Here is an 18,160-nt window from a genome sequence, read left to right on the forward strand (position 1 = left end):
GATGTGCTTGTCCAGGCTCAGGTCAGCAACGAGCTGCTTGAGCTTACGCTTCTCCTCTTCGAGCTGCTTAACCCGCCGCAGCTCGCCGACACCAAATCTGCCGTACACCTTCTTCCAGCGGTAGAATGTCTGCTCGAAGATCCCCATACGGCGGATCACCTCCGCGACCGGTGTACCCGTCTCCGCCTGCTTCAACGCGAAAGCAATCTGCTCCTCGGTGTACCTCGACTTCTTCAATTCCCAGCTCCTTGCCTGATGGCTCTAAAGCGCCGGAAAAATCTCACTCAAAGTGGATGAAAAAATAGGCAGGACGTCGCAGGTTTCATCGATGAACACGAGCCGTCCGGGATCGAGATCTAGCTGGCGATCGAACTGGTCGTGTCGCTGGCTCAGGACGTCGGGGCGGTCTTGCTTGATCGCATGGCCAGCCTTTTTTGCGCGTCATCCCGTGACGAACGAAGAAGCGGTGAAGCCCGGCCATCGAAACACGTTGGCCGAACTCGATCAACGCTACGCGCAGTCTTCCAGCGAGATGTCCTTGCACGCCTCCCACACCGCAAGAATCTCCGCCCGCCGCTCCTCTTTCGACGCGAGCGCATGTCGCCGCCCTGAGGCTTGGGAGCGAAGCTGCCGGTCTCCCGCCGATCCGCCAAACCGGGCCGCTGCCGATCGGCAACTCATCCCGTCATCAACCGCAGCCAGAAGCCGGCTGCGCAAATCCATTGACAGCGGCTGCCCCATCCATGCTGGCCTCCTCCACCAGCACGAACTCTGAATCAAGTCATGCCAGGTGGGATACCCCGCTGACTCACGACGCTCGAAAACCGCTCTAATGGATCAATGCAGCTTCGATGGCGATGCGGATCGCTTCTGAGCTGTGGTTGGCGCCGAGTTTGTTAAGCATGTTGGCGCGGTGAATCTCGACGGTCCGGGGGCTGATGGCGAGCTTCTCGCCGATCAGACGGTTGGACAGGCCATTGGCCACTCCGTCGAGAACCTGACGCTCCCGCTTGGTTAAACGCTCCAGGCGCGACCGCGCCATCACCTCGCGGAGTTTGGTGTTGCCGACAGCTTCCGTTTTTTCGATCGCGCGAGCGAGCGTATCTTTCAGTTCCCCCGCAGGAACCGGCCACGCGACGTATTCCACGGCGCCGTCGAGAACCGCCTGCACAATCTGACGCGGTGCCGGGTCTTCTGAAAAGCCAACGATCGGGTGCCATTCTCCGTGAGCCGCCATCTTCTCGACCAAGCTGACGATGTGGTCTGCCTCGTCGTGGATCATGATGACTCCGAATCTGGGCCAAGACATAGCGAGCTCTTCGATATCCTCGAATGGCTCAATATGCATATCAGCGGCTGCCAGCGCGTGACTTATCGACGCCCGTCGCCGAGAATGGCCATCGATCAAAGTAAGATTGGATGCGTGCTCCAACGAATATCCCCTAAGGATTGTGCCTAAAGGGATACTCCCGCATTTTAGCCCACGTGATTGCCGCAATCCCATCCGTTTCAGATGGACAAGCACTGGCCGTCGCCCATTGATGGCGGATGTCCTAAGGCTGCCTGATCGCCAAACCGGAATATTAACCTCCGACTTCCGAATGCGCCGTGGATTGGCGTGCAATCGCGAGGAGGGCCCATTCCTGTATTAACCAAGATGACCAAATTGTAATTTGTCTCGGACAGGAGTCCGTGGTTGCTGTTTATCATTAAGATTGGGGGCAATCACGATGAACTATGGTCGGCTTTGCGCGGCTTGCGGCAGCCCGTATTCACGAAAAGGGCAATTCAGCACAGCTTTGGTGCGGACACGGTGAAGGTGTCCAAGCGGAGCCGTGCTGCGGCACGGGCAGGCACCAATTCGCTGGCGCAAGGCAAGCGGGCGGCGAGCCGCGTTGTCAGCCAAAAGCCTGTGATGAGGGCTGAAGCGGCGTGAATGTCCTGATCCTCGGCATCAACTATGCGCCTGAGCTTGTGGGCATCGGACCCTACACTGCAGGTATGGCCGGGGCGCTCGTAGAGGCCGGGCACCGGGTGACCGTGATCTGCGCTCAGCCGTATTACCCGCGCTGGCAAGTGGAGCCCGCCTTCAAGAGCAAGCGGGTCCGCCGGCGGGTGGAGCATGGCGTCACTGTCGTTCGCCTGCCGATCTACGTGCCGCGGGAGCCTAGCGGTACTCAACGATTGCTGCACCACATGAGCTTTGCTGCCCTTGCTCTGCCTTGCGCTCTTGCTGAAGCGCGTCGCTGGCGTCCGGACGTGGTGCTTGCAGTCGCGCCCTCGCTGGTCTCCACGGTCGTCGCCAAAGCGGTCGCCAAACTGACCGGAGCCAAGTTCTGGCTGCACTTGCAGGACTTCGAAGTGGAGGCCGCTTTCGCGACGGGGCTCCTCGCAAGCGACGGGCTGGTCTCGAAAACGGCCCGCGCGTTCGAAAAATGGTGTCTGCGCGCGGACCGACTCAGCACGATCTCGCCCCAGATGTGCGCGCGCCTGGCCGGAAGAGGTATCGAGACGGACAAGATCGTCGAACTTCGAAACTGGGCCTCGCTCGAGAGGATCGCACCGCTCAGCGGTCCTTCGCGTTTTCGTGCGGAGTGGGGCATCGATCGGCCGCACGTCGCGGTTTATTCCGGTAGCATTGCCAACAAGCAAGGCCTGGAGCTCATCGTCGAAGCGGCCCGGCGCCTGCGCCACCGCAAAGACCTTGCTTTCGTGGTATGCGGCGAGGGGCCTTTGCGCGAACGGCTGATAGCGTCGGCCGAAGGTCTGGACAATATCCAGTTCCAAGGACTTCAACCCGCCGAGTGCCTGAGCGATCTGCTCGGCCTCGCCAGTGTGCACCTGCTCCCGCAGATCGCCGGTGCGGCGGATCTCCTGTTGCCCTCGAAGCTCACCAACATGTTTGCTTCAGGACGTCCGGTCGTGGCGACTGCGGCAGCGGGCACCGGCCTTGCCGAGGAGGTCGATGGCTGCGGTATCGTGGTGAAGCCCGGTGACGCCGAAGCCTTCTCCGAAGCGATCGAGCGACTGATCGACGATCCCGACTGGTCCGCCGAGCTGGGGCGACGGGGCCGTGAGCGGGCGGAGGAGCGCTGGAGTCGCTCTCGAATACTTGGGCGCTTTGAGCTCCAGCTGTCCGAGCTTGCAGCATGATTTCCGGAAGTTCGTATTTTGTTCTTTCCTACAGCGCCAGATCGCGCATAGTTTCCCGGCTCCACAATCCGCGGGAGACTCCCGCGCGTAGGAGCTGTTGATGACCTTTCAAATCACTGCACCTGCGGCCTATGTGCCGCAGACCGCCATTGCCTTTGCCGGGGCGGACGGCGCCGCTCTCGTGTCGCGTAGCACACCGTTGCCGACGAGCGAGCCGTCCTACCATGGCGCTGCCGCCATCACCCCGGATGTGGAGTTCGCGCCAGCGCGCGCCATCGCCGTCGTGGCGATCGGATCGGGTGATGTCGCCTTCCGGTTTGCTGACGCCAGCACCATCGTGGTTCCGGTCTCGGCCGGGCTGACGATCCTGCCCTTTGCGGCAACGCAAGTGCTGGCGAGCGGCACGACCGCCGCTGCCTCGTTCCACGCACTGGCCTGAAGGAGGATCTGCGATGCTCGCTGTCATGATCCCCGCGGCAAGTCCGCGCGAAATCGCCAACCAACGTTTGCTCGATCGCCTGCGCCGTACCGCGAAAGCCGCCGACATCAGCAATCCCAGGATTGCCGGAACCGTTTCGACACCGCCCATCGTTGTCGATCATGGAGCGACTTTTCCCGCCCTCACTTCGTCCACTCTCTACCCTTGCAACGGCGTCAGCCAAGGCGTGTGGCACGTCGTCGGTGGCCGCTATGCCAGCGGCGGCCGCATCAGCGCAGGGGTGCAGGACGGGGTACCCAACCAGCTGAACAGCTACGCCCGCTGGGAGGTGATGGCAGACAGTCGCTACTTCACCGCTCGTCTAGGCCCCACCAGCGTGCCGTATCGCTTCATCGTCGATGGGCGCTACGTGTCGCTGTCGGGGACGGTGCTTGAAACGACCACCGGCAACACAGACCAGTATCTGACGCTCGATTTCGGCAGTCGTGCCGTGCGCCGCATCGTTGTCGAAGCGATGAGGACCGGTCGGCTCGCAGGCGGGGCGGTGGAGGATGGAGCGGCGCTCTGGCCAGTTGATGCGAGCGACGTCCCTCACACGGTGTTCCTGGGCGACAGCTACGTCTTTGGCTCAGGCCCCGATCTCACCGCGGATGGCGTTGCAGTACAGATGGCCGACAGGATGGGGCTTGCGCTTCAGGCCAGCGGCTCCGGCGGCACCGGCTGGAACCAGAGCGCCAGCCATGTCTATCGCTTCGACCAGCGCATCGACAATGGCGATCTTGGCCTGGCGTACCATTCGCCCGAGGTAATCTTCCTGCATGCATCCGTGAACGATGCTTATGCCGGCCAAGACAACGCGATCGTCAAGACGAACGCGCTCGCTGGGCTGCGTTCTGCGCGCGCGCAATTTCCGGGCGTTCCCATCATCGTCTTCGGGTGCATTGCCGCGCCGAACCGGAGCGAGTCTTTCATTGCTGCAGCCGAGGCGAGTGTCGCGCAGGCGGTGGCAGCCTTCGCCGATCCGTTGTGCCGGTTCGTGCCGATCAATGGCGATCCGCAGGGGCGCTGGATCAGCGGATCGGGCTCGGAGCTGCGGTTCAGCACCACGCTTTCGGATGCCACCAGCGCCACGTTGGCCACACCGTGGCCGGCGGGCACTTCGGCTTCGACTTACACAATTATCTTTTCCGACGGCTCAACGCGGCTGGCCAGCTTCACTCAGAATGGCACGAAGGTGACCTGGAGCGGACCGGTCACGGCAGGAGCGATGGCGATGGTACGCCAGACGGAGGGCAACGCGCGCTTTACGATCCACCCGGACTGGATTCACCCGAGCAGCTACGGCGCCGCGTACATCGGTGAGCGGTACGCCCGCAGCGCTCTCGCGGTCCTGGAGGATATGCTCGGATGACTGGGGCGGCCAGCCATGAGGCCTCGGCTGAGACGCCGCTGCGCGTCGCCGTGATCTATCATGTCTGGCCGCACTACCGGGAGGCCGTGATGCAGGCGATGGATCGCAGCAAGGCGATTGCCTACGACTTCTACGGCAGCGGCGAGCCGCTTGAAGGCATTTTGCATGCCGACACCGCAGCGGTCGATCGCTTCATCAAGGCGCCTTTCCGTCGCCTCGGCAATTTCCTGTGGCAGCCGCAGGCGGTGAAAGCAGCAGGCGGCGGACACTACGACGCACTCATCATGTTGGCGGACCCAAACTTTGTCTCGACGTGGGTTGCGGCCGTACTTGCGCGCTGGCGGCGCACTCCGGTCCTGTTCTGGGGGCATGGCTGGCTGAAGCCGGAAAACCGGCTGAAGCAACGCGTACGCCGCCTCTACTTCGGCTTGTCGCATCAATTCCTTGTCTACGCCGAACGCGGAAAGCGACTGGGTACCGCAGTGGGATTTCCGCCCGAGCGCATCACCGTCGTCTATAACAGCCTTGCAGTAGAGCGGGCCGACGCCGTGATCGCACTCATCGAGAGCGGGATGACGAATGCCGAGCGTCCGCAGGCGTTCTTCGCTGATCCTGGCCGCCCCTTGCTCATCTGTACCGCGCGGCTGACCGCGAGGTGCCGGTTCGATGTGCTGCTCAAGGCCGCCGTGCTGCTTGAGGAGCGCGGACAGGCCGTCAACGTGCTGCTGGTGGGTGAGGGCCCGGAGCGAGCAGAGCTGGAGCGCATGGCGGCTGAACACGCTCTGGAGGTGCTTTTCTTTGGCGCTTGTCATGACGAGGAGTTGGTAGGTCCGCTTCTTTACCACGCCGATCTCACAGTCTCGCCCGGCAAGATCGGGCTCACTGCCATGCACAGCTTGATGTACGGCACGCCGGCGATCACGCACGGTGATTTCGACGCGCAGATGCCCGAGGTGGAGGTGATCGAAGAGGGCCTTACCGGGGCATTCTTTCGGCGTGACGATGCCACGAGCCTTGCTGATGCAATCGCATCCTGGCTCGCCACCGCTCCGCCTCGTGCGAACGTACGGCACCATGCCCGTGCCGCGATCAAGGCGAAGTGGGCGCCGCAGGTGCAGGCCGCGATCATTGAGCGGGCCGTGCTGGAGGTTACAGGCCGTGCCTGATCGTGTGTGCGGGCAAGGCATGCCGGAGCCGGATCGCACGACGGACGCGGTAATCGCCCGCTGCCGTCGCGAAGTGGAAGGCAGCGCGAAAGCGGCGGTGCGGCGTATGCTCCTGCCTTGGATTCGCCGCCGCCTGCGGCTCGCGGAAGTCGGGGAGGGCTTCCAGTGGGGCAAGGACCTGATCGTCGGCCGGGGCAGCCGGATCGGGCGCTACGCTTATCTGGGGCCGGGCTTCGCCGCACACGGCCCTGTCGTTGTAGGTGACTTGTGCATGATCGCGGCAGGCTGCCGGATCGTGGGCGCCGACCACGTGTTCGACATCGCGGGCACCCCGACACGGCTGGGCCGCCCGGACGAACCGCGCCGCGTCACGATCTTTGGAGCCGACGCCTGGGTAGGTGAGCGAGTGACAATCCGTGAAGGCGTGAAAGTGGGCGAGGGGGCGGTCATTGGTTCGGCGGCGACTGTCGTGCGTGACGTTGCCCCCTACACCATCGTAGCCGGAACGCCGGCGCGCTTAATCCGCGAGCGCTTCGATCCGCACGTGCGTGCGTTTCACGATAGTGAAGTGCGCGGCGTCCTGCGCGAGGCGGCGGAATGACGGCCTTGAGACACTTCGAAGCCCCGCGCTTGTCCGCAGGTGGTGCAGTGCGAGCCGGATATCTGCCGGGCATCACCACGATCATCCTTACGCTAGACGAAGAGATCCATATCGCTCGCGCCATTGCCAATGCCCAAGCCTTTTCGCGCGAGGTGCTGGTGGTGGACTCCTTCTCGCGCGATCGCACTGTCGACATCGCGCGGAGCATGGGCGCGCGCGTGGTGCAGAATGCCTGGGTCAACTACGCGCGGCAGTTCCGTTTTGCGCTGGAAGAGTGTGGCGTACAAACCGAGTGGATCCTGCGGCTCGACGCCGACGAGCTTATCGGCCCGGAGCTGGCGAAGCGCATGGAACTGGTTCTTCCGACGCTTACGCAGGATGTGACCGGCATTGTGCTCAACCGCCGCCACGTCTTCATGGGAAAGTGGATCCGCCACGGAGGCCGCTATCCGCTCCATCTCTTGCGGGTCTGGCGCAACGGCCTGGGGGAAGTCGAAGATCGGTGGATGGACGAACACGTCCGGGTTCGCGGGGGGCGTACCATCGCTTTGCCCGGCCTCTTCGAGGATGCCAACTTGCGCGACATCGCCTTCTTCGTTGCCAAGCACAACGGCTACGCTGCGCGTGAGGCTCTTGACGTGCTTGGTAAAAGGCACGGCCTGTTCGCAGAGGGACCGGAGCTGACTGCCGCCAACAGCGGAGAGCAGGCCGGGCTCAAGCGGCATTTGAAAGCGAAAGTGTACAATCGGCTGCCTTTCGGCATCGGCCCTCTTGCCTACTTCCTCTACCGCTACGTCTTTCAACTGGGCTTTCTCGATGGACGTGCCGGGCTGGTCTACCATCTGATGCAGGGCTTCTGGTACCGGTTCCTGGTCGACGTGCGCGTACTCGAACTTGAGCAGGCAATTCGATCCTGCGTCACGCCAGAGGAGAAGCGGGCGGCGTTGCGCGATGCAACGGGGCTGAAGTTGTGATCTCTGTTGTGAAGACCTCCAAGCCCTCGCCGATCCTCGATGCGGAGCGCGCCAGTCCTCGCACCGGCGGCGCAAGCTTCACGATGCGCCTGCGCCTGCATCGCGCACTGTTCTTGCTGTGCTGGATGGTGCTCGCTGCCTGGACACCACCGCCGCTGCGCGCGTGGCGCCGCTTGATCCTGCGGGCATTCGGCGCGCGTGTCGCCAAGGGCGCCAACGTCTACGCCAGTGCACGGATCTGGTATCCGCGGTTTCTGGTAATGGGCGAGCATGCGACGCTGGGGCCCAGAGTGAACTGCTACAATCAGGCGCCGGTCACGCTGGGAGCCTTCGCCGTGGTATCCCAGGATGCAACTCTCTGCGCGGGAACCCACGACTACGAGGATCCCCACTTCCAGCTTCAGGTGCGGCCGATCACGCTCGGCGCCCATTGCTGGGTCGCGGCGGAGGCTTTCGTCGGCCCCGGTGTGACCGTCGGCGAATGGGCCGTGCTCGGCGCGCGGGGCGTGGCGATGAAGGATCTTGAGGCAGGCGTTGTCCATGCCGGAAACCCTGCAGCCGCGATCAGACATCGTCGCTTCGGCCGGCAGGGGGCGGCGCGCTCGTGATCGCGGGGTTCATCTGGATCTTCTTTCTAGCGGGAGCGGCGATCAACCTCGTCATTCTCGCGCGGCTCGACTTGTCGCGGCTCGACTTCCTGGACGGTATCCTGATCGGGCAGGGCTACTATGTCATGATCCCGCTGTTCGTATTCCTGGTCGAGGGACAGTCGGTTCTACCCGAACTTTCCTTGATGTACCGGCCCTACGACGATCTGCCGACGACCGCGTTGCTCATCCTTGGCATGTTCCTGCTGCCAACAATCCGTATGCTCTTTCCCAGAGTGCGGGCGAGCAGCGCTGATACCACCGACCCCCGTGTGTTCACGACCGTGATCCTGCTATTCATCGTGACAGGCCTGGTCTCCTTCATGCTCACCGGCCTCGCTAAAGGCGGGCACTGGCAGGCAAACCTCGAGGGCGCGTTCGAGAATCCTGCCTTCCTGCCGATCAAGTATGCGTCGAACGTCGCGCGGAACGCGGTCTTCGCCGTGCTGCTCTACAGGGTCACGACCGGACGCATGACGGCGCAGCGCGCGATCCTGTTCGGCGCGGCTCTCGCTGTGCTTGACCTACTCACGACGTTCAATCGCATCACGGCCGTGTATCTCCTGCTCACTGCCATGCTGCTGATGAAGCACCGGCCCTTACGGATGGCACTGGTGGGCGGCGCAAGCTTGTGGGCCTTGTCCACCTTCAGCACGATGTGGCCAGCATTCCGTGGCTTGGCGACGGCGCAAGGCTACACCCTGAGTTCGTTCGCTGCGGCCTGGGAAACGGCGCAGCGAGCGCAGAGTCTTCGCTCCATGACGACCGATGCCGCACTCAACGGGGTTTTCGAGTCCTCCAATCTCGTGGTGCTGAACTGGATCGTCGAGAACTATGGTACGACCACCCGACCGTTCCTTTCCTATGCCATGTTCGCCCGGCCAATCACGCTGCTGTTGCCGGGAGGAGTGTGGCCGGATCGGCCTCAGAACTTTGGCCTTACCCTTGGGGACGGCATCGCAAACCTGCCTTCGCTGGCGCTGAATTCCACGCTGTATGGGGAGAGCTACGCCAACTTCGGCTGGTTCTGGCCTCTCGGCCTCGGCGTCTTTCTGCTGATGTGGCACGCAATCTTCCGGTCTATCGCTCCCAACGCACGTGGGGTGCAGATGATCGGCGCTTTTGCCGGCATTGCCATGTGGCGCTTCGACGCCTCGTTCATCGGTTGCTCGGCACTGTTGACGGCCGGGATTGTGTTCGGCCTCCGCTTGCTGCGGCTGAGCCGGCCCAAGCCAGTGAGGCAGCTCTACCTTCTGCCGCCACCGCTGTGGGCAGCGCCTGAACCGATCTTACGGAAGAAGTGACGTGATCCGCCGTGTTGCCGCCGGAATCGGCATGACGACCTTCGACAAACTGGTGGTCGCCGCCACGCAGCTCGCGCTTGTACCCATCCTGGCGACGCACTGGGGTCTCGCTCTCTACGGCAAATGGCTGCTTCTCGCGACCATCCCGCAGTTCTTGAGTGTAAGCGACCTCGGGTTCGCGACTGCTGGAGGCACCCGGATGACGATGGCAGCCGCGCGCGGCGACCGCGAGGAAGCCATCAGCATCTTCCAAAGTGCCTGGCGTGCGATCCTGGCTAGTTCTGGCGTGATTATCTGCCTTCTCTCGGCAGCGGTTTGGCTCTTGCCCGCCAGCGGGTTCGGTGAAGCGCTGCTAGGATCGTCTGCGGAATTGCAGCTGACCCTGTGGCTGCTGGCGATTTATGGCGTTTTCGCGGTTCAGGGCAGCATCTTCTTCGCGGGCTTCCGCGCGGCGAACCGATTCGCGACCGGCGCCTTCTGGAACGCCATGGTGCTGCTGATAGAGAATGCGGTGCTCGTCGCGGTGGTGCTGAGCGGCGGGGGACTGGTGGGGGCCGCCGCGGCATGGTTGCTCGGTCGGCTAACGGGGCTTGCCCTCCAGATGCTCCTCCTGCGGCGGATGGTGCCTTGGCTCGTCATTGGGCTTCGGCGTGGGAGCTGGACGCAGGCGCGTGCACTGTTGGCACCTGCAGGGGCCGTGATGCTGCTGCCCATCGCCCAAGCTCTGTTATTGCAGGGGACTGCGCTGATGGTGGGCGCAGTGGCCGGGCCTGCAGCCGTGCCGATCTTTGCGGCGACGCGCACACTTTCCAGAGTGGGCATGCAGATGTGCTGGATCGTCAGCACTCCGCTGATGCCAGAGTTCTCGGCCGCCGTGGCTCGTGATGACCGCAACGGCATGGCGACGATGGTGCTGGTGATCCTGCTGTTCTCCGCCGGGCTGGTGCTGCCGTACGCACTGGGGTTCATGGCGTTGGGGCCTTGGATCATTGAATTGTGGACTCACGGTGCGATTGCGCCGCCGGTGAGTCTGGTCACTGCAATGGGCTTCGCGATCCTGTTCGGGGGCGTGTGGTACCCGATCTCCAACCTGATCCTCGCGTGTGACCGACAGGCGAGCTACACGGTCTGGTACGCCGTGCTGGCACTGTTCAGTCTGCCTGCGGCCTGTCTGTTAGTCGAAGCCTGCGGTGTGGCAGGAGCAGGATACGCCGTTGCCGCCCTGGACTTCGTCATGCTGCTGGTGATCGGACGGTTGGCGAGAGACACGCTGGCGAGCCGCCAGGAGCTATTCGCAGCGGTGCCACGCTTGCAGAGCTATCTTCGCCGGCTCGTGAGCGGAGCATCTATGGCAAGCTAGCTGTGCTCTGTCCTGCTGGGCTACTCGAAGCCTGTCGTCCCAGATCTCGACTGGCAGCCAACGCTTCATGTGCAAGGTGCTGCAAGGAGGCACAAGCCCGAGCTGTCAAAAGCCACTTCGGCAAGGCGGTCGGCAACGGCACAGCCGCCGGGAGCGATCTCTTCGCCCGCTACGTGCACCCGCCCCTCACGCGGGATCACCAGCAGCGCGCCGGCATAACGGGCAGCGGTATTTTGGTCAGGCACGCCAGCCACCTGATCGAGCCGGAACAGCGGGCCTTCGACCAGAGTTGCCGAGCCGCCTGCAGGCGCCTTGCTCTTGCAACTGGCTGGGTAAGGCTCGCCTTTGGCTACAGCCATGCCGTCATTCAAATGCAGCTCGCGCGGCCGCCCATAATCATAAAGACGGTACGTAAGATCGGAGTTCTGCTGGACTTCGATCAGACTGACGCCTGCGCCGATGGCGTGCACCGTATTGGCCGGGATGTAAAAGAAGTCGCCCGGCGCGACGGCATGCCAATCGAGCAGCTCCTCGATGGAACCATTCAACGCCGCTTTGCGCATTCTATCGGGATCGACGTGCGCCTTGAAGCCGATGCCCAGCTTTGCTCCCGGCTCGGCATCAACGATCAGCCAGCACTCCTCCTTGCCCTGCCGGCCAAGTCCCTTTTCCTGGGTTTGGCTATCGGAGGGGTGCACCTGGATCGATAGAGCCTCGCTCGTAAAAATGTACTTCACGAGAAGTTGCGGCAGTTCCGGCGGGGGCTCGAACCAGATCTCGCCAATGCGTTCGGCTGCCGGAGCTACGAAGGGCGCAGGCAGCACGTCCCGACCCCACGGCTTTGCCACCTTGCAGGTCGCAAGCGCCCGGCTCATTGGTTCACAGCACCGGAGAGCTTCCCTACCTTCTGCGCGCCTTCGGCCGTAGTTATCATGATGTCGTCGCCGTCAACTACGACATAGACCCCCTCAAGACCGATGACGGACACACGTGGGCCGTCGCTGTCCACCAGGACATTGCGGCAATCGACCAGTTCCACCTCGCCCCGCGCGCAGTTTCCCGCCTCGTTCCGCTCGCGCGCTGCATGCAGCGCTGGCCAGTTTCCAATGTCGGACCAAGCCATGTCGGCTGGCACCATCGCCGCTCTTTGCGTGTTCTCCATCACGGCGTAGTCGACCGACTCACTGGGCGCTTTCGCGAAGGCTTCCCGTTCCGGGTGGAACTGCCGCCCGTCTGCAGTTCCACTCTCCACCGCCTCGCGCACCTGCTGCAGGATGGCGGGACGATGAGTGCCGAGTTCTCCTAGGAAATCGCTGACGCGAAACGCGAAGATACCGCCATTCCACGAGTATATCCCCTCCGCCAGGAAAGCCTGAGCGCGCCTCAGATCCGGCTTCTCGACGAATTGCGCAGTGCGAAACCCATGGCTATTGATAGGCTCGCCGCGCTTGATGTACCCAAAGCCGGTCTCAGGAGTGGTCGCTTCGATCCCGAACGACACCAGCCAGCCTTCCTGCGCCAGCTCCGCCGCTGTGTGAGCTGCTCGTACGAAGGCTTCGGGGTCGCCGATGTGGTGATCACTGGGGCACACCAGCATCACAGCATCCCCCGGCAGGCGCAAGGCAGCGAGAGCGATGGCGGCAGCAGTGCTTCGGGCGCAGGGCTCCACGACGATCGTACTACCCGGCACGTCGCCCGACTGAGCCTCGACATAGCCCAGGTGGGGGGCGCCCGTAACTACGATCGGGGGAGCAAAACCGGCACTTGCCGGGCAGCGGGCCAGGGTGGCCTCGAAAAGAGTCTTGTCGCCGACAAGAGGCAAGAACGGCTTGGGCTTTGATGCCCGGCTGCGGGGCCAGAGCCGCGTTCCACTGCCGCCGCAAAGTATAACCGGTACGAGTTGATTCATCAGGAGGTCCTAGCCACCGTCGCGAGATTTTCTACTCAAAACGTGGTTTGGCTTAGGCGGCTATCTCTTTCAGGTCCGTTTCCGCGCTTACCGATTTTTCCGGACTTCTGCCCTGTCGGTGCGTTCGTTGACTGCAGACGCTTTTTCCACTATCGGCTGGCCTTTCCATTCTCGCAGATGACCTGGAGTGCCCTATGGCGCGCGTTACCGTCGAAGATTGTGTCGACAAGGTTCCCAACCGTTTTGATCTCGTGCTCCTGGCAGCGCAGCGTGCGCGGGAGATTTCCGGCGGTGCAGAACTGACCGTTGACCGCGATCGTGACAAGAACCCCGTGGTGGCCTTGCGTGAGATCGCCGAGACGACGGTGAAGCCCGCGCAGTTGAAAGAAACGCTGGTCACATCGTTGCAGCGGGTGCTGCCCGAGGATGATGACGAGATGGACGAGATCGGTTCGCTCAGCCAGTCCGCAGAAGCGCTGCGGATCACGGCTGCGGCGCCCACGCGCAACACCTCTGTCGGCGCCGACTACGACGGCTAAGGCGGAACGAATAGTGGGGCAGGTGAGGCTGGGCATGGCGAAGCGCAGCAACACCCTGCCCCGAATCGCGGGCGTCGGCCGGTCCGCTTCTGCCACCTCCGGTAGCACCCGGAGCGTTGGCACCATCGCCGTTTACAGCGTCAAGGGTGGGGTCGGAAAGACCACTATCGCGGCCAATCTGGCTTGGTGTTCTGCTGAGCTCTCCGGGCATAAGACGCTTCTTTGGGACCTCGACGCCGCCGGTGGTTGCGGCTTCCTTTATGGTTTGGAGCGGGAAGGCTCGCGAGCGGCAGGCACGGTGTTCTCGCGCGACACTGCTCCAGAGAAGCTGATTCGTCGAACTGCGTTCGACGGCCTCGATATTCTTCCTGCCGACGAATCCATTCGGGCGCTTGACGCGACACTCGCTGCAATCGGCAAGCGCAAGCGCCTCGCCAAGCTGACCAGCGAGCTGAGTTCTCACTATGATCGTATCGTGCTGGACTGTCCACCGGTGCTGAGCGAGCTCAGTGCTCAGGTCATGCGTGCGGCCGACCTCGTAATTGTGCCCCTGCCGCCTTCTCCGCTTTCGGCCAGGGCGCTCGAAGTCGTCGTGCGCGAGGTGGCGGATCACGCGAAGCGGCATCCACCCATTCTGCCGGTGCTTTCCATGCTGGACATGCGCCGGGCTCTGCACAAGCAGGCGCGTGAGGAGAACCCGGCTTGGCCGGTAGTGCCTTACACCAGCGTGATTGAGCAATGTGCCGTGCAGCAGCGGCCGGTCGGTGCAATCGCGCCGGAAAGCCCTTCTGCGCAGCATTTCATCAGCTTGTGGCGCGCAATTGAGCGGAAGCTATCGCAGGTCACGTAGAGCCGCGTTGAGGGCAGAAGGCTGCCGTCGGCAAAGAAAAGGGCCGGAGAATCTCCGACCCTTCAGCTTGTCAGTTCTGTGCCTGGCTTTAGGCGCCTTGGGGTGCGGGGCCGCCTGAGAAGCGCTTCCCCGCCTTCGGGATTGAGGAGCCGTTCACGGGGTTTGTCCGAGCCGGTCCACGTGGTTCCTCAGGCCGGTCGAGCTCGCCCGTCTCCATAAGCTGCTTGATTTCATCGCCAGTGAGCGTCTCGTATTCAAGCAAGGCGCGTGCGAGTTGCTCCAGTTTCTCGCTCTGCGTCTGCAGGATTTCCGTCGCCCGCTTATGGGCGGTGTCAACAAGCAGCCGGATCTCAGAGTCTATCAGCTTGTTGGTTTCGTCCGAGGCCATCGTGCGGTTTGAGCCGCCCATGCCGAGGTAGCCTTCCTGCTGTTCCTCATATTGAAGCGGACCGAGCTTATCCGACATGCCCCACTTGGTGACCATGTTGCGGGCAAGTCCCGTCGCGTACTGGATATCCGAAGAGGCGCCGGAGCTGACCTTGTCATGGCCGAAGATGATTTCCTCTGCCACGCGTCCGCCCATGGCGACCGAGAGGTTCGCCAGCATCTTATCGCGGTGGTAGGAGTAGCTGTCCCGCTCCGGAAGGCGCATGACCATGCCCAGAGCGCGACCGCGCGGGATGATCGTCGCCTTGTGGATCGGGTCGGACGCAGGCTCATTGACCGAGACGATTGCATGGCCTGCCTCGTGATAGGCAGTCATCTTCTTCTCTTCTTCAGTCATGACCATCGAGCGGCGCTCGGCGCCCATCATGACCTTGTCCTTCGCGTCCTCGAACTCCTGCATCGCCACCAAGCGCTTGTTGCGACGAGCGGCGAGCAGAGCGGCTTCATTGACGAGGTTGGCAAGGTCTGCGCCCGAGAAGCCCGGCGTGCCGCGGGCGATGACCCGCGGGATGACGTCAGGGGCCAGCGGCACCTTCTTCATGTGAACGGCGAGGATCTTCTCGCGGCCCTCGATGTCGGGCACCGGCACCACGACCTGGCGGTCGAAGCGGCCCGGACGCAGCAGCGCAGGATCGAGCACGTCGGGACGGTTGGTCGCCGCGATGATGATGATGCCCTCGTTGGCCTCGAAGCCATCCATCTCCACAAGGAGCTGGTTCAGCGTCTGCTCGCGCTCATCGTTCGAGTTGCCCAAACCATGCCCGCGATGGCGACCGACGGCGTCGATCTCGTCGATGAAGACGATGCAAGGCGCGTTCTTCTTTGCCTGTTCGAACATGTCGCGCACTCGGCTGGCGCCGACGCCCACGAACATCTCAACAAAGTCCGATCCCGAGATGGTGAAGAATGGCACGCCCGCTTCACCCGCGATGGCGCGGGCAAGCAGGGTCTTGCCGGTGCCGGGCGACCCGACCAGCAGCGCACCCTTTGGAATCTGTCCGCCCAGCTTGGAGAAGCGGCCGGGGTCGCGCAGAAATTCGACGATCTCCTGCAGCTCCTCACGCGCTTCATCGATGCCTGCAACGTCATCAAAGGTGACGCGGCCCGAACGCTCCGTCAGCATCTTGGCTTTGGACTTGCCGAAACCCATGGCGCCGGACCCGCCGCCCTTCTGCACCTGACGCAGCGCAAAAAACGCGATGCCCAAGATCAGGATGAAAGGGAGGGCCTGGACGAGGATGTAGAGCAGCAGGTTAGGCTCTTCGGGCGCTCTGCCAGCGTAGCTTACGTCATGCTCCTGAAGAAGTTGCGGCAAGCTGGTGTCGTTGGGGATCGGCACAGTGCTGAAGCTGTCACCGTTCTTGTATTTGCCGACGATCCGGTCCTGCCCGACCTGCACTTCGGCGACGGTACCCTCGGCCACCTTGGCGCGGAAGTCCGAGTAGCGGATCGCTTGACCGACATCGCCGCGCGAGCCGAACATTGAGACCACCATAAGGAGTGCAAGGAAGATACCTCCCCAAACGAGAAGGCTCTTCACCCAGGGATTTCCGGTGGGCTGATCGTCGTTCATAGCTGTCTTTCGGAGTCCATTTGCCTCACCAATGTAGGCTTGGCGCGCTGAATGACAAGTTAGCGCAATCCCTCACAGAAATCGACGCAACGGATGGAGAGGAGCCGATGCTCGAGCTGCTCTCGCGGTGGAGTTGCGACCGATCAGCACGGGTTGGGAGTAAGTCGCCGCTTGGGTATGATAAGACGCATCCTGGATCCCGGGGCAGCGTTTTCCAGCGCATACTCAGCGTTCAACTGACGGCTAAGAACGCGCGAGATGCGCAAGCCCAAGCTGTCCGCCTGGTTGAAATCAAAGGCATCGGGGAGCCCAGCTCCGTTGTCGTGCACTTCCAGTATCACATCCTCGTTGCGCCGCTCCAGCACTACGCGGACTTCCCCCGTCTCACCTCCTACGAAGCCATGCTCGGTTGCGTTGGCAAGCGCCTCGGCCAAGATCAGCGCCATAGGAACGGCGCCTTCAGGCGCAAGGACCAGGTCCGAGGTGGTCGTCACGCTATAGGTGATCCCCGGACGCCCATTCGATCGCATCAACTGCTCGCTGACTTCGCGGATGAAGTCATCGAGCGGTACGAGTTCGCCATTGTTGCGGTAGAGCCGGCGCTGAATGCTCCCGATGACCTGCACGCGCGCAACGGCATCGGAGATTGCGCGTCGCGCCTTGGGCTCGTCGAGGCTCCGGAGCTGGAGCGAGAGCACGGCGGCCACCATTTGTAGATTGTTGCCGACTCGGTGCTGCAATTCCTGGAACAGCAGTTCGGATCGCTCCGCCAAACGGGCGCTCTCCTGCGCAAGTGTCCTACCCCGTTCCCGCGCCTCACGAACCCGGGCGTTGGTTGCTTGCAGCCAGTGAATAAGCGCGATGTTCAGGGCGACAACGAGGACGTAGAAGGCGAGCGCCGTCAAAGCGCGGTGGTCGAACGCGACGGCATCTGCGGGCTCAATGAAGAAGTACCATGCGAACAGTCCGCACAAGATTGCGGCGAATAGGCCCGTGGCGCGGCCGAAGAAAAACGTGGCGATCATGACGACGGGCAAGAACGCCACGAACGGATAACCCGGTGGCAAGACGGGCGCGAGTGCTATGCGCCCCGCCAGCGCGGTTACCGAGAGAACAATAGTGATTACATAGCGCACGACCGGCCGCTGCTGCAGAACGGGCAGCTGCTCGATACGATCTGTCGGCTTACTCAACTCAAAACTTGTCATGCAGCCTGCGCCGGCCCGGCGACCCTTTATGTTTTTGGTGCCTCTACTTGCCTTTGGATCGTAGGGCGAAGCTATGTTCTTGTTCTCGAGAACTACCAATCCCGTGGTCCGATGGCGAGCGGAATCCGGTCATTTTTGAAACCCATGCCCGCAAGGACGGGTAGAAAGACTGCGAAATGGCTCTGTGGGCCCACTCTCCGGTGCTTGCCGTCGCTCTGACGTATCGCCTGCTTTGCCGCCGAATCAGATACAGGAGAGGAGGCAATGGCGAAATTCGTCCTGGTGTGTGGCGGCGGTCACGGCGCCTGGTACTAAGACAAGCTGAACCTGCTTCATCGAGAACGCGGCGACTTGGTGTTCTCGCCTAGTCTCCCGGGCTGCGGCAGCCGCAGGCACACGGTGATGCCCTTCACCGACCGTGAGACGCAACACGCGGACATCTTGATCTGCTCGAGCAAGACGATTTGTCCCACTTGATCCTGGCGGGCCGCCGCTATGGCGACATGGTCATGATCGGCGTTGCCACCCCTCTGCTTGAGCGCATTCGCGAACTCGTTTACCTGGATGCTTCGCACCCCC

General features: G+C 62.6%; 18 protein-coding genes and 1 pseudogene. 12 read left to right on the top strand and 7 right to left on the bottom strand.

Annotation, left to right across the window (positions count from 1 at the left end; all coding sequences use genetic code 11):
* The 3 genes and pseudogenes from ABVV53_RS06680 to ABVV53_RS06690 form a co-directional block, all read right to left on the bottom strand.
* The coding region (locus tag ABVV53_RS06680; protein ID WP_353983617.1) for a transposase at positions 1-237 on the bottom strand (237 nt) is incomplete at its 3' end.
* A gap of 81 nt (positions 238-318) precedes the next feature.
* Positions 319-741, bottom strand: a pseudogene (locus ABVV53_RS06685) (transposase); the annotation flags it as partial.
* An 88-nt stretch (positions 742-829) separates the two neighbouring features.
* Positions 830-1,309 (bottom strand): response regulator transcription factor, encoded by a 480-nt coding sequence (locus tag ABVV53_RS06690; protein ID WP_353983618.1) that lies wholly within the window; start codon positions 1,307-1,309, stop codon positions 830-832.
* A gap of 387 nt (positions 1,310-1,696) precedes the next feature.
* Here ABVV53_RS06690 and ABVV53_RS06695 point away from each other — a divergent pair, with 387 nt between their 5' ends.
* From ABVV53_RS06695 to ABVV53_RS06740, 10 genes are all read left to right on the top strand, one after another.
* Positions 1,697-1,936: a hypothetical protein gene (locus ABVV53_RS06695; RefSeq protein WP_353983619.1), complete on the top strand. Its 240-nt coding sequence runs from the start codon at positions 1,697-1,699 to the stop codon at positions 1,934-1,936.
* Positions 1,933-3,153, top strand: a complete 1,221-nt coding sequence (locus tag ABVV53_RS06700) for a WcaI family glycosyltransferase (RefSeq protein WP_353983620.1) — start codon at positions 1,933-1,935, stop codon at positions 3,151-3,153. Before ABVV53_RS06695 ends, ABVV53_RS06700 begins: the two co-directional genes overlap by 4 nt.
* A 100-nt stretch (positions 3,154-3,253) precedes the next feature.
* Positions 3,254-3,592, top strand: a complete 339-nt coding sequence (locus ABVV53_RS06705) for a spike base protein, RCAP_Rcc01079 family (protein ID WP_353983621.1) — start codon at positions 3,254-3,256, stop codon at positions 3,590-3,592.
* Positions 3,593-3,605: 13 nt separating this feature from the next.
* The gene (locus ABVV53_RS06710) at positions 3,606-5,003 is read left to right on the top strand and encodes an SGNH/GDSL hydrolase family protein (RefSeq protein ID WP_353983622.1); all 1,398 of its coding nucleotides are present in this window, start codon (positions 3,606-3,608) and stop codon (positions 5,001-5,003) included.
* Entirely contained in the window at positions 5,000-6,169 is a 1,170-nt protein-coding gene (locus ABVV53_RS06715) for a glycosyltransferase family 4 protein (RefSeq protein ID WP_353983623.1), read from the top strand. Before ABVV53_RS06710 ends, ABVV53_RS06715 begins: the two co-directional genes overlap by 4 nt.
* Positions 6,162-6,770 carry an LbetaH domain-containing protein gene (locus ABVV53_RS17275; RefSeq protein ID WP_419956757.1) on the top strand — a complete coding sequence of 203 codons (609 nt, stop codon included), beginning with the start codon at positions 6,162-6,164 and terminating at the stop codon, positions 6,768-6,770. The genes ABVV53_RS06715 and ABVV53_RS17275 overlap by 8 nt, the downstream gene beginning before the upstream one ends.
* A complete protein-coding gene (locus ABVV53_RS06725) occupies positions 6,767-7,744 on the top strand; it encodes a glycosyltransferase family 2 protein (protein ID WP_353983624.1) in 978 nt (325 codons plus the stop codon). The genes ABVV53_RS17275 and ABVV53_RS06725 overlap by 4 nt, the downstream gene beginning before the upstream one ends.
* Positions 7,745-7,752: 8 nt before the next feature.
* A complete protein-coding gene (locus ABVV53_RS06730; RefSeq protein ID WP_353983625.1) occupies positions 7,753-8,352 on the top strand; it encodes an LbetaH domain-containing protein in 600 nt (199 codons plus the stop codon).
* Complete coding sequence (locus tag ABVV53_RS06735; protein WP_353983626.1) at positions 8,349-9,695, top strand: hypothetical protein; 1,347 nt, start codon at positions 8,349-8,351, stop codon at positions 9,693-9,695. The genes ABVV53_RS06730 and ABVV53_RS06735 overlap by 4 nt, the downstream gene beginning before the upstream one ends.
* A 1-nt stretch (position 9,696) precedes the next feature.
* Positions 9,697-11,055 (top strand): lipopolysaccharide biosynthesis protein, encoded by a 1,359-nt coding sequence (locus tag ABVV53_RS06740; RefSeq protein ID WP_353983627.1) that lies wholly within the window; start codon positions 9,697-9,699, stop codon positions 11,053-11,055.
* Positions 11,056-11,120: 65 nt separating this feature from the next.
* On the opposite strand, the gene ABVV53_RS06745 is transcribed toward ABVV53_RS06740, so the two are convergent.
* Both ABVV53_RS06745 and ABVV53_RS06750 read right to left on the bottom strand, forming a co-directional pair.
* Positions 11,121-11,930, bottom strand: coding sequence for a class I mannose-6-phosphate isomerase (locus tag ABVV53_RS06745; protein WP_353983628.1), 810 nt, complete (start codon positions 11,928-11,930; stop codon positions 11,121-11,123).
* Positions 11,927-12,964, bottom strand: a complete 1,038-nt coding sequence (locus ABVV53_RS06750; RefSeq protein ID WP_353983629.1) for a mannose-1-phosphate guanylyltransferase — start codon at positions 12,962-12,964, stop codon at positions 11,927-11,929. Before ABVV53_RS06750 ends, ABVV53_RS06745 begins: the two co-directional genes overlap by 4 nt.
* Positions 12,965-13,158: 194 nt before the next feature.
* On the opposite strand from ABVV53_RS06750, the gene rpoZ reads away from it, so the two are divergent.
* A complete protein-coding gene (gene rpoZ / locus ABVV53_RS06755; RefSeq protein WP_353983630.1) occupies positions 13,159-13,503 on the top strand; it encodes a DNA-directed RNA polymerase subunit omega in 345 nt (114 codons plus the stop codon).
* A 34-nt stretch (positions 13,504-13,537) separates the two neighbouring features.
* The gene (locus ABVV53_RS06760) at positions 13,538-14,353 is read left to right on the top strand and encodes a ParA family protein (protein ID WP_353983631.1); all 816 of its coding nucleotides are present in this window, start codon (positions 13,538-13,540) and stop codon (positions 14,351-14,353) included.
* Positions 14,354-14,441: 88 nt separating this feature from the next.
* Here ABVV53_RS06760 and ftsH read toward each other — a convergent pair whose 3' ends face one another.
* Together ftsH and ABVV53_RS06770 are read right to left on the bottom strand one after the other, a co-directional pair.
* Positions 14,442-16,373 carry an ATP-dependent zinc metalloprotease FtsH gene (gene ftsH, locus ABVV53_RS06765; RefSeq protein WP_353983632.1) on the bottom strand — a complete coding sequence of 644 codons (1,932 nt, stop codon included), beginning with the start codon at positions 16,371-16,373 and terminating at the stop codon, positions 14,442-14,444.
* Between the two features lie 143 nt (positions 16,374-16,516).
* Complete coding sequence (locus ABVV53_RS06770; RefSeq protein WP_353983633.1) at positions 16,517-17,581, bottom strand: sensor histidine kinase; 1,065 nt, start codon at positions 17,579-17,581, stop codon at positions 16,517-16,519.
* Between the last annotated feature and the right edge of the window lie 579 nt (positions 17,582-18,160).

The organism is Novosphingobium kalidii (genome assembly GCF_040534015.1).
Lineage (GTDB): Bacteria > Pseudomonadota > Alphaproteobacteria > Sphingomonadales > Sphingomonadaceae > Novosphingobium > Novosphingobium kalidii.

Coding starts and splice junctions, on each gene's coding strand:
- ABVV53_RS06690 (WP_353983618.1), bottom strand. CDS start 1,309: ATGTCTTGGCCCAGATTCGGAGTCATCATGATCCACGACGAGGCAGAC.
- ABVV53_RS06750 (WP_353983629.1), bottom strand. CDS start 12,964: ATGAATCAACTCGTACCGGTTATACTTTGCGGCGGCAGTGGAACGCGG.
- ABVV53_RS06760 (WP_353983631.1), top strand. CDS start 13,538: ATGGCGAAGCGCAGCAACACCCTGCCCCGAATCGCGGGCGTCGGCCGG.
- ABVV53_RS06715 (WP_353983623.1), top strand. CDS start 5,000: ATGACTGGGGCGGCCAGCCATGAGGCCTCGGCTGAGACGCCGCTGCGC.
- ftsH (WP_353983632.1), bottom strand. CDS start 16,373: ATGAACGACGATCAGCCCACCGGAAATCCCTGGGTGAAGAGCCTTCTC.
- ABVV53_RS06745 (WP_353983628.1), bottom strand. CDS start 11,930: ATGAGCCGGGCGCTTGCGACCTGCAAGGTGGCAAAGCCGTGGGGTCGG.
- ABVV53_RS06770 (WP_353983633.1), bottom strand. CDS start 17,581: ATGACAAGTTTTGAGTTGAGTAAGCCGACAGATCGTATCGAGCAGCTG.
- ABVV53_RS06725 (WP_353983624.1), top strand. CDS start 6,767: ATGACGGCCTTGAGACACTTCGAAGCCCCGCGCTTGTCCGCAGGTGGT.
- rpoZ (WP_353983630.1), top strand. CDS start 13,159: ATGGCGCGCGTTACCGTCGAAGATTGTGTCGACAAGGTTCCCAACCGT.
- ABVV53_RS06705 (WP_353983621.1), top strand. CDS start 3,254: ATGACCTTTCAAATCACTGCACCTGCGGCCTATGTGCCGCAGACCGCC.
- ABVV53_RS06710 (WP_353983622.1), top strand. CDS start 3,606: ATGCTCGCTGTCATGATCCCCGCGGCAAGTCCGCGCGAAATCGCCAAC.